Origin of the sequence: Sphingobium sp. S6 (assembly GCF_905120495.1) — a bacterium.
Classification (GTDB): Bacteria; Pseudomonadota; Alphaproteobacteria; order Sphingomonadales; family Sphingomonadaceae; genus Sphingobium; species Sphingobium agri.
In genome coordinates, this window is sequence record NZ_CAJHOG010000001.1 from 1,289,222 (window position 1) to 1,300,169 (window position 10,948).

8 protein-coding genes and 1 pseudogene are annotated in these 10,948 nt (G+C 64.5%); 3 read left to right on the top strand and 6 right to left on the bottom strand.

What is annotated here, in order from left to right:
• The first annotated feature begins 211 nt into the window (after positions 1–211).
• Complete coding sequence (locus SPHS8_RS06660) at positions 212–1,429, top strand: hypothetical protein (protein ID WP_201514752.1); 1,218 nt, start codon at positions 212–214, stop codon at positions 1,427–1,429.
• On the opposite strand, the gene SPHS8_RS06665 is transcribed toward SPHS8_RS06660, so the two are convergent.
• From SPHS8_RS06665 to SPHS8_RS06680, 4 genes are read right to left on the bottom strand one after another with little or no spacing between them, the layout of a single operon-like run.
• A complete protein-coding gene (locus tag SPHS8_RS06665) occupies positions 1,402–3,093 on the bottom strand; it encodes a hypothetical protein (RefSeq protein ID WP_201514753.1) in 1,692 nt (563 codons plus the stop codon). The two genes, SPHS8_RS06660 and SPHS8_RS06665, sit on opposite strands and share 28 nt — an antisense overlap.
• On the bottom strand, positions 3,090–4,031 hold the full coding sequence (locus SPHS8_RS06670) for a lysylphosphatidylglycerol synthase transmembrane domain-containing protein (RefSeq protein WP_201514754.1): 942 nt from the start codon (positions 4,029–4,031) through the stop codon (positions 3,090–3,092). Before SPHS8_RS06670 ends, SPHS8_RS06665 begins: the two co-directional genes overlap by 4 nt.
• On the bottom strand, positions 4,031–5,647 hold the full coding sequence (locus tag SPHS8_RS06675) for a hypothetical protein (RefSeq protein WP_201514755.1): 1,617 nt from the start codon (positions 5,645–5,647) through the stop codon (positions 4,031–4,033). The genes SPHS8_RS06670 and SPHS8_RS06675 overlap by 1 nt, the downstream gene beginning before the upstream one ends.
• Positions 5,644–6,612: a glycosyltransferase family 2 protein gene (locus SPHS8_RS06680; protein WP_201514756.1), complete on the bottom strand. Its 969-nt coding sequence runs from the start codon at positions 6,610–6,612 to the stop codon at positions 5,644–5,646. The genes SPHS8_RS06675 and SPHS8_RS06680 overlap by 4 nt, the downstream gene beginning before the upstream one ends.
• Positions 6,613–6,755: 143 nt before the next feature.
• Between SPHS8_RS06680 and SPHS8_RS06685 the strand changes: the two genes are divergently transcribed.
• Positions 6,756–7,874 (top strand): glycosyltransferase, encoded by a 1,119-nt coding sequence (locus SPHS8_RS06685; protein WP_201514757.1) that lies wholly within the window; start codon positions 6,756–6,758, stop codon positions 7,872–7,874.
• Positions 7,875–8,005: 131 nt separating this feature from the next.
• Here the strand turns inward: SPHS8_RS06685 and SPHS8_RS06690 are convergent, their stop codons facing one another.
• Positions 8,006–9,304, bottom strand: a complete 1,299-nt coding sequence (locus tag SPHS8_RS06690) for a lipopolysaccharide biosynthesis protein (RefSeq protein WP_201514758.1) — start codon at positions 9,302–9,304, stop codon at positions 8,006–8,008.
• Between the two features lie 184 nt (positions 9,305–9,488).
• Here SPHS8_RS06690 and SPHS8_RS06695 point away from each other — a divergent pair, with 184 nt between their 5' ends.
• The gene (locus tag SPHS8_RS06695) at positions 9,489–10,433 is read left to right on the top strand and encodes a LysR family transcriptional regulator (protein ID WP_201514759.1); all 945 of its coding nucleotides are present in this window, start codon (positions 9,489–9,491) and stop codon (positions 10,431–10,433) included.
• A 70-nt stretch (positions 10,434–10,503) separates the two neighbouring features.
• Here SPHS8_RS06695 and SPHS8_RS20365 read toward each other — a convergent pair.
• Positions 10,504–10,723: pseudogene (locus tag SPHS8_RS20365) on the bottom strand (hypothetical protein); the annotation flags it as partial.
• Positions 10,724–10,948 lie beyond the last annotated feature (225 nt).

The following is a 10,948-nucleotide window of genomic DNA, read 5'->3' on the forward strand; positions in this document are numbered from 1 at the left end:
CAGCTTGCATGCATTTGGTCCAACTGCCCGGGACCAGCAGCATAGGGACGATCGCGGTCTCGCACCGTCATCCCGCTTGCTTGCCCGAGGCGTCGTGCTGCTATTGGCAAGCGGGCCGCCGATCAAGATATCATGTCATCGCTTCGTCGGGGCGATCCAACAGCTACGCCCATCTTTGACGCAAGGCTGCTTGCCCGATACTGGCGTCTTCATGCGAGCGTCACCGCCAGAGAATCGGATACCGCCCGGATCCCTGCTGTTCCTGTTCAACCATGACGCGACCCACCAGCTTGCGCATACCGCTGGCATATTGAAGGTGCTGGCGCTGAGGGACGTGGATCGGCCCATCGTCTGCGCCTACGGCACCAGCGCGATCGCGCAACGCCTACGATCGATGCTGGGGGAAGAGGCTGCGGAGCGCATCGGCTGGTTCGACCTCAGCCTGCCCCGCCCAGGCCTGTTGACCCGGTTGATCAACCGGATCGCGCCTGCCGAAAGGCTGAAGCGGCTTACCCATCATGCAGGCGAACTGCGAAACGCCGCTCTGATCGTCAGCCCGGAACGTACCTGCCTTCATCTCAAGCGCCAATGGAAAGAGGACGGCCCACAATTCATCTTCGTACCGCACGGCGCGGGCGACCGCTCCGTCACCTATCATCCCGACATGAGCGGCTTCGACGCCATGCTCGTTTCGGGGCGCAAGGTCGCGGACGAAATGATTCGCCACGGCCTGGCTTCACCTGAAACGGTCGCCATCATCGGCTACCCTAAATTCGACCTCATCGACAGCCAGGCCACCCGAAAATTCTTTGAGAACGACCGCCCGACCTTCCTCTACAACCCGCATTTCGATCCACATCTGTCCAGCTGGTATGATCATGGCCCGGCGCTGATCGACTGGTTCGCCTTTGGCCCCGGGCAGGCCTATAATCTCGTCTTCGCGCCCCACATCATGCTGTTTCGGAAGAAACTGCATATCTCGCCGGAATATCGCGTGGCGCGGCGGCGGCCAGACCTTAACCCGCAGTGGCGGCAATCGGCCAACATCCGCATCGACATCGACAGCGAAGCGCTGACCGACATGAGCTACACGCTGTCGGCGGACGCATATATCGGGGATGTCAGCAGCCAGATTTACGAATTTCTCATCCGGCCCCGCCCTGCCTTCTTCATCGACACGCATAGCCGGGCAGATGAAGGGGCGCTGCCTTACCTCTCGTGGAGCGCGGGCGATGTGGTTCGCTCGGCAGCGCCCCTATTCCCCCTGCTCCCCCATTTTGAAGAGCGGGGCCGTCTCTACCAGGCGCGGCAGGAGGAAATCTTCGACTACACCATGTCGCGCAGCACCCGCCCCTCATCAGTGCGAGGCGCAGACGCGATCCTGTCATGGTTGGCGAACGGCTATTTCGCCCCGGATGAAGCGGCCTGAGCCAGCTGTCGGAAGCAGCCTGTGAAGATCAGGACGGAATATCTGGTCTCCACAATGCGGCAGGACGCTGCGCGAAGCGCGGCGAGCTGACCTTCCGACGGACGAATCCTATGCGGCGGTGCCATGGTCCGAAGATACCGGCCTGGGACCACGCCGGTCTCCAGGAACTCGCGGTCGAACACCAGCAGGTCGATCCTGTAGCGCCGGATCGCCGCAATCGCCGCAGGACTGGTCAGTTCGCCCATCTGCAATGATGCGCGCAGCCCGTCGCTGTTCTTCCAATCATATTGCCGGTGATAGGGAATGTCATGTTCCGTCGTGGCAAGCACGCCGCGCCCGGTCGCTGCCGGTACGAAGTCGAGATCGCTTTCTATTCCTGCGATGCGTGTAGATGGTGGCGTGCGGCCGATGAGGCCGATCAAGGCGGCGTCACGCGGCCGGGCCAAGGTCGTCTTTGGGGTCACATAGGCCACAAGCGCCAACATCAGGCACAATGCGGCGACCAGCTTGGGAATGACCCCACCTGATTTTCTCAAATGCTCCCAACCCTTGCCTGCCATGATGCCGAAGGCGAGGCTACCCATGATCAGCAGCACAGGTTGGCTATAGCGGGCGGGGAGGTGGACCTTGAAGGCGATGACGGCCGCAATCAGGTAGCAGATGATGGCAGACACAAGGCTGTAGGGAAAGAGGCGCCACAGCGCCGCATTCTTGCCAGTACCCATCTCCGACACACCCTTGGCCCGCGCCTGCCAGAACCATAGCAGCAGCATCGGCACGATCGTCAGGCAAAGATTGATCAACAGGCGGGGATCAGTGTTGCCTCGGCAATTCACGACACTCGGCAAGAAGCCGATACGGCGGGAACATAGCCAGGCGATGTCGCCATTGGGTCCGGTTATGCTGCTCCGGCCGTCATAGAGCATCATGCTGAAGACCCCGCGTGCTTCGCTCATCGTCAGCGTCGGACCCCATTGATCCAAACCCGATTTGAATATGAGAGCAGGCAGCACGACACAGGCCGCCGCCAGAGCAAGCAAGGCGATCTTGCCGCCAGTCACGCGGAACCGGAGCGGCGGTTTCCATTGCAACAGGTGCAGCGTGAACAGGCCCAGGCAGGTTACGGCAGGCGCAGGATAGACGACGCCGAGCATCAGCAGGCCAAGGACCGCGATGCCGTTCCTGCCCGCCGCCATGCCATGGATGGCGACCAGCATCAGCGGCAATGCAAAGGCGCGAGGCGTGCCTGAAAAGATGGAGTCGGTGTGCAACGCCGTTGCGATGATGCACAATGCGCCGGCGAATTGGACGACCCGCTCGCGCGCGAACACGCCGCTGACCTTCCATGCCAGTACCGCGCTGATCGGCAGCAGCAGGAGCGGCAGCAGCTTGGACAGCAGGATGGGCGGCATGCCGACCGCGACGGCAGCGTAGAGCAACGCCCGGTAGAAAGGCGGCGCCGTCTGCTGCCAATAATCGGCCATGAAGTTGCCGGGCATGGCTTGCGGATCGGCGATACGCGACGTCCAGGCCAGGAACTGGCGCGCGTCGTCGGCGATGACCCACTGCGCATCGGTCAGGAACGCAGCCCGGGCGTAGATCAGCATGGCCAGCGTGACCAGCAGCGCGAATATCGCTGCCAGGGGATTGATCCTGCTCGTCATTTGGTAGCCAATGATCCTTGCCGGGTCCAATAGTCGCGCACGAATGGCGCACCGGCGATAGCGGGCAGAAGGTAGCGCGACGTCGCAAGGACGCCTACCGCCGCCCCGGCCGCCGGTGAAAGCCATTGCGCATAGAAATGAATGATCGCCGCGTCCCGGCTGCCGATCCCCGCCATGGTGAGCGGCAACAGCCCCGCGAGGATCGACAAGGTCGCGAACGCCAGATTGTCGAGCAACGGAACATCCGCATGCACCGCTTTCGTGAACAGCCAGAACTGCCCCAGATGCCCGGCCCAGATCGCGATCGAAAACAGGACGGTGCTCCAGGCACGCGTGCGACGGGACCAGAACCAGTCCGCCATCACCGACCATTCCTGCATGAAGCCATCCAGCCGCGTCCCGATCTTGCCGGGCATGAAGCCGATCGCCCACAAGAGCGGCCGACGCGCTGTGCTGAACGGCGCCATCAGCAGCGAGAGGAGGAGAAACAGCCCCGCGACGGCTAGCGTGAACAGCCAGAGCAGCCAGTCCGAACCCGCCGTCCAGATGAGGGCGAACGTTCCCCACAGGAGCAGCGCGGCCATGTCCATCATCTTCTCGAACACGACGAGCGACACCGCCCGCTCGGCCGGAAAGGCATATTTCTGCGCCAGCACCCATCCCTTCGCGATGTCGCCCATCTTGGACGGCAGCACCGCATTCAATGTGGATGCCGACAATATCAACCGTAGGCACGCGCCGAAGGGGATCGGCGACCGGCTCAGCATCGCAAAGCGCAGCGCTGTCGCCAGGGTAAGCGGCACTGCGGCCAACAGGCTCATTGCCAGCCAGAAGCGATCCGAATGGCGGAACACGTCGATCACCCGGCCCGCATCGACGCTGGCCCAGATCACCGCCAGGATGATGAGGCTGACGGCAACGCTCAACAGCTTGCGCATCAGCCAGTGGTCCCCTCGCGCGGGACCCGGCGCTCGATCACCAGCGGCTCGCCCGCGCCAAGGCCTCGGACCAGATGCGTCAGGTCGCGCCAGGGCTGCAAATGATTCGCCTGCCAGACCCGCGCCATGATCGTGGTCGATGAGGTCTGGAAGCCCCCGATGCCTACCGAAGTGACATCCTGCCAACCCTCCTCCGCCACGATCTCGTCGCGGATGACGACCCCTTCGCCGTCCCAGCGCAGGCTCCGCCGGAAACGGAAGGGCGCGTCCTTGCGCCCGGTCACCAGGATCTTCTGGAGCAAGCGCCGGACAAGATCCGGGAAGAAGCGGCCAAGGCTCACCATCATGCAGCGCAGGATCACCGACTTGACCGGCGTCAGCAGCGTCGATTTCGCCCACGCCATCCTGCCCGCGACCTCGAACCCGTCTGCATCCCGGCGCCCGTCATAATCGCCCGGCAGATGCTGCACCGCCGCCCGGCCAGCCCGGGTCGCGATCGCAATCCCGCTGTCGGCGAGGCTCAGGCGATCGCCCGCGAACAACTGAAAAGCGCCCCCCTGCCGCAACCCGGCATAAAGCGCCTGCTGCCCACGTTGCTCCACGACCAACCCTGCCCCCGGAAACCAGGCCGATGCGCGCGCATCCGGCAAAGCCTCGACCCGCTCCTCCCGCCATTCGGACCAGCAGAGCAGCCAACTCCACACATGATGCCCGATGATATGGTCGTCGGAATAGCAAGGCGGCCCGTCCCGCTCGAACAGCGCCAACGCCCGGTCATTGACCAGCGTCGCCTCCGGCATCCACGCGCCCGCGATCTCGAAGCCATGCGGGAAGAAATTCTGCGTGCCACGGCTGGTATAAGCGCCGCCCACGGTGCCGTCGGGATGCACGAAATGCGCAAAGAAGCTGATCGCCCGGCGGCAAGCCTCGCGCAGGCCAAGCTCAGGCCTGCGCCGGTCACTGTCGGCCAGCAGCCCGATGGTCAGGCTCAAATAACCCGGATCGGCCCCGCCATATTCGTCGAACCAGCCTTCCTCATGCTGCCATGACAAAAGCCGCGCCACCCGCGCGCGCAGCGGCTCTTCCCATTCGGGCCCGTCCAGCGCCGACATGCGGATCAGGTTGGCGACGATCAGCGCCTCATGGTTGGACAGCCGACCCGATTCCTGATGGGTCGCCAGCCACCCCGCCCGCTTGCGGAAGAAAGCCCTTATCTCCGCGTCGCCATCGACGCGGATGATCCGCGCCGCCTCGATGCAGGCGAGCAGCGAAAAAGCCGCCGCCCCCGCCGCCCTCTCGAACGGGTAATAGTCATCGCACGACCCATCGGCATGGGCGGATCGCGCCGCGAACCTGATCCCCGCTTCCACGAACTCCCGGATCGCAGGCGCCTGGAAATAGGCGTTGCCCGGCGCATCGAGCGACCAGGCCAGCGCCAGCGGATAGACGAATTCCTGGCTCATCCCGCACGGGAAATCGATCATGCGGTAATGCCAGTACAGCCGATCGAAACAGCCATAGGTGCGGCTGACCGGCGTTCGGTCCAGGAGCGTCAGGATCTTGGGTATTTCGCCCAGAGCCTGCCGCGCAAGCAGGTCGCGCCGCGCAAGGCTCATAACGCGCTGCCGTCCTTCAACACGTCATAGGACGAAGGCATGTCGCGCATGCGCAGTTGCAGATCGTGGATCATGCGCCGGGTGACGAGCAACTGCTCGCCCAGCAGCCCCGCGATCCACATCAACGCTGCCAGCACCAGCAGGCATGACGCCGCCACCAGGCTGGGGACATGGGCGCGCTCCGTTCCGCCAGCGAACAACAGCATCCAGCGGATCACCAGCGCCGCGCCGATCGCCAAGGGCGGCAGGCTCAGGTAAAAGAAGGTCATGAGCGGCTTGTAGATGAAGAAGGTCCGCGTGATCGACTTCATCGATCGCCACACATAATTGTGCATCGACCGCAGCAGGCGCGACGGCCGCGTCTCGCCATTGACGCGGATCGGGACCGAAGTGATCGGAATTTTCGACAGCCCGGCCTGGATGATCGATTCCAGCGTATAGGTGTAAGTGTCGAAGACGTTGATCTCCAACGCCGCCGTACGGGCGATCGCCCGGAAACCACTGGGCGCATCATGAATGTCGGCCTGCGACGCCATGCGCACGACCTTGGTGCCCAGCCATTGCAGCTTGCGCTTGATCCAGGAAAAATGGGCGATGGTGGAAATCGGCCGGTCGCCGATCACCATCTGCGCGCGCCGCTCCAATATCGGCTGGATCAGCCGCGGAATGTCATCGGCATTATATTGATTGTCGGCGTCCGTGTTGACGATGATGTCCGCACCTTCCGCCAGGCACCGCTTCAACCCCGCCATGAAGGCATAGGCAAGGCCGCGATTGACCGGCAGGTCGACGACATGGTCCACCCCATGCGCCCGCGCGACTTCGACCGTGCGATCGGTGCTGCCGTCATTGATGATCAGCCATTCGACCTTGTCCACGCCGGGGATTTCCCGGGGCAAAGCCGCCAGTGCCTCGGGCAGGGATTCTTCTTCATTGAGGCACGGAATCTGGATAATTAACTTCATGAGCCCTGCTCTTTTGCCGATTGAACCGCGGGCGCGGGTCCGATAACGCGCAAGCGGCATTTCGCTTCATTTGTCAATCGCCGGGCGGGACCATGGGCAGCGGCCAACCTCATTCCTTGCACGGCCCCTTGCACGCGGAGGCCATGCTCGATCACACTCATCGCATAGCCATCTATCTCTATGAGCCGAGCGACGGCGGGCTGGACCGCGTGGCCATCTTGCTCGCCAACCATCTGGCGGCACAGGGAACAGGCGCGGAACTGTGGATGGCCCGGACCGATGGCCCCCTCGCCTCGCTGATTGCGCCCGATGTTACCGTGCGCCAGGTGCCTGCGGCCAAGCTTCCGCGCGGCCTCTCGATGCTTACCCAACTGCCCGCGCTTCGCCGCATGATCGGGCGCCATCGGCCGCATATCCTCTATTCGGCCGGCAATCAGAGCAATCTGCTCGTCGCTCTCGCCGTGCTGGGCACGCCGACCCAGGCGGTCGGCCGCATCTCCAACCCCATCGTCCGCCCCGGCAAGCGCGGCATCCTTGCGTGGCTCCGGCGCAAGCGATTCCAACTGACCGCCTGGCTCAGCGGCCGCACCATCGTCATGGGCAGCAGCGATGCCGATCTGCTGGGCCACGGCTGCCCCTCGGTCCATGCAAAGGTCGCCTTTCTGCCGCGTCCCACCGTAACCCCGCTGCTGGAGCAAGTGGGCCGCGAACGCCGCCCGACCTCACCTAGCGCAGTGCGGGAACTTCTCGCGGTCGGCCGCCTCGTCCCGCAAAAGGACCATCGCACGATGTTCGCCGCGCTCGCGCAGGTGAAGAGCCATGACTGGCGCCTGCGCATCGCCGGGCAGGGACCATTGCTCGACTACCTCAAGCAGCAGGCCGCCGACCTCGGCATAGCCGACCGCATCGACTTTCTCGGCTTCGTCTCCGACCCTCAGGCCTTGGCCGAGCTCTATGCAAACGCAGAAGTCCTGTTGCAGTCCTCCCGCTGGGAGGGCCTCACCGCCACCGCGATCGAAGCGCTCGCTTGCGGGTGCCGGCTCGTCATCACCGACTGCACCCCCAATCTGCGCGACATCATCGCCGATGCCGGGCAGCATCCGATGGTGCCGGTGGGCGACGCAGCCGCTTTCGCTCGGGCGATAGACTGGACCCTCTCCCGTCCCGCCGACCCCGATCGCGCGCGGGAAGCAGTGCGCAGTTACGGCGTGGAGGCCGCGCTTTCCCAATATCAGGCCCTGTTCGCGGAGATGCTGCGCTAGCGCGTCGTCACCTACCTGTCACCGTTCGCGCTGAGCTTGTCGAAGCCTGTCCTGAGCGCCTGCTGCAAGCAGGCGGCCGAAGCGGCTTCACTTTTTTGGGGGAAGAGCAGGACGTTCTGAACGAACCACCCCTACCTCAAATGCCGCCGCACCGCCGCCGCCCGCATCACAAAACCGCCCATGGAAGCCACCAGCACCCCCAGCGCCGCCCCCTGCGCACCCAGCCGGGGCAACAACACCACCAGCAGCGCGCCCAAGATCGCGCATTCCACCAGCCGCACCATCACCGTCAGCCGCTGCCGGTCGATCGTCATCAGGATGGGATCGAAACTGACTCCCGCCATCTCGATCGCCGCCGCGCCCGCCAGCAACAGCAGCAACGGATAGGCAGGCAGGTATGCCGCGCCGGACATCTTGACCAGCACCCACTCCCCGACCAGCCAGAGCATCAGGATGATGAATATGGCGCTCAAGGCCGCAGCCGCGCTGATCTGCCGCGACAGCTTGCGCAGCGCGCTCATGTCGCCTTCCTGCCCGCCGCGCATATGATGGCGCGTGGACTCGGCAAAGATCGCGCGTGACATGAGCTGCGAGAAAGTCGTCATCGCATTGCCCAGCTGCGCCGCCAGCCGGTAATATCCAGCCCCCGTGGTGCCCGCGAACATGCCCACCAGGAAAATCGGCACATTGTTGATCAGCGCCAGCAGGCTGAGGTTGATGTTGCTCGCGACCGAAAAGTTGAGGATGCCGGGAAAGTGCCGCCGCGCCTCCCCTATCCCGACCGGCTTCACCGCGCCGATGTGACTGCGGCCATAGCGAAAGGCGAGGATCCAGTAGGTCGTGGACACCACCACTTCCGAACAGGCCCAGGCCGTCAGGAATCCGAGCGGCGTCGGATTGAACCACCAGGCGATCAGCGCGCCTGCCATGCGCGTGATCGGCATCATGCTTTCCGCCAAGGCCGCCGCTGCAAAGCGATCCAGCAGGCGCAATATGCCGACCGCCGTAGACCGCGTGGCCAGCAGCACCACGGATGCATAGCCTAGCCCCATCCACGCGACCTGCCGGTTCCATCCCAGCACCGGCCCCAGCAGCAGCGCAATGGCCGCAGCGAGCGCAATCCCCGCCACCGCGCTCAGCACATCGATCGTCAACGTCGCGCCCACCAGCCTCGCGAGCGAGGATTTCTGCTCATCCCGCAATGGCGCCTGCCCGAACTTCACCACCGCCTGCCAGCTGTCGAAGGTCACGATGCGCGCGATGAACTGGGCGATCGCGATGACCAGGCTGAACACGCCGAAGCCCGCCGGACCCATCGTTCTCGTCGCAATGGCGAGGTAGACCAGGCTCAGCACCGCGCCCAGCCCCTTGCCGCCGAGCAGCCAGCCCGTGTTGCGGACTATGTTCGCAAAGCCACGCTTCTCTCCCACGCCGCCTGCTATCGCCCGTCTGAACCGACTTATCATGGCGCCTGATTGCCGAACTCACCGCCGATGCCAAGGGGAATTGTCGAGGCGAAAGCTCAGGATGCAACCCAAATAGATGTCTAGCAAGTCGGCCCGTGCCAAAAATATCCCGCTTACCCCAGCCCCCCAATTGCACTATCACCCCCGCATGGCCACGCCTTCCCTGCGCCAACTCGATATCTTCGCGCAGATGGTGGCGGCGGGCAGCATGGCGCGCTGCGCCCGCGACCTTGGCGTTCCGGTGGAGGACATCGCCCGCGACATCGCCTCGCTGGAAATGCGCCTGGGCTACCGCCTTTTCGAAGGGCCCCTCGACCGTCAGCGGCTGACCCCCGCCGGGCGCAAGACTGCCGAGGCGATGACCCTCCTGTCGCAGGATCAGGAGGAAAATTGGGCGTCCGGAGACGTCGCTCCGCCTCCACCTCCTGCGCCTGCCCCGGCGGAAGCAGCGCCTCTACAGCCCTCCCGTCAAGCAGACCGGCAGTCCATCGTCCTCGCCGCGCCCGCGCCCGTTTTCGGTCATTTCCAGGAAGCGCTCGCCGCGTTCGAGGAAGCGAACGAGGATATCGCGATAACCCTCGACCTCTCCATTCACTTGGGCGAAGAGGCACGCGCGGCGCTGGAGCAGGGTCGCGTCGACATCGCCTATTTCTATGCGTTGGGCGAGCAGCCGGGGCTACCCTCTCGCTATGGCTGGTCAGAACAGATCAACCTCTATGCCGGAGCGGATCATCCCCTCGCCCGCCGCGACATCGTCACGCCCGACGATCTCATGATCAGCCCGACTCTGGCAATGGAGCCGCAGAACGGCCTCCGCCGCATCATCGACGAAGCCCTTGCCCGCGATGGCATCCGCATGGGCGCTCCGGTGCTCGAAACCGACAATATGTTCGACATCATGACGATATTGCGGGAAGGCGCGGGCTGTTTCGCCGCCTTCGGCCCCCTCGCGCGCGACCTCGGCCGCATGCAAGGCATCCGCCGCCTGCCCCTCGAACGCCCCCTCCCCTCTATAGAGGTCCGGCAAGCCCTGCACCCCCGCGCCGACCCGGATTCCCCTGCTCACGCCCTCGCAGAATTTCTCTTCCTGTAGCGAAGCGGGCCTCAAGCGCGCGCGCTTTCCAAGCCCCCCGGCCAGCGCCCTGAGGCCTCGCCGCGCTCCATCAGCCGCCAGGAGAAGTAGAACGCGCACCTCCGCTGGAAGAACGGCGGCTCGATCCTCCGAACACCGCGCGGCCGATTTCATGGGCGACTTGCCGTCCTACCGACGATGCGGCGGAACGCGTGGCGAACTGAACCGCCCGGTCCAGGGCAGACGGTTTGGCGGCCCCTCGCGCAGCTGCTGCCACGCTTCGCCTGCTCCTTGAGCTCGGCGTCGCGCTGCTCCCGCGATGCTGGACGGCAGACATTACGCGCTTTTCCCATCAGACCCGCGCCATCTCCTTCCATGAAGCCGTCAACTCACCGGCAGGGGTGATCGGTAACACCCCAGCTTACCCTCGCGGACGCCGACGCCCATCGCCTTGCGCTCGACGCCCGGATGTCGCGATGCCCGATGCCCGATGCCCGATGCCCGATGCCCGATGCCCGATGCCCGATGCCCGATGC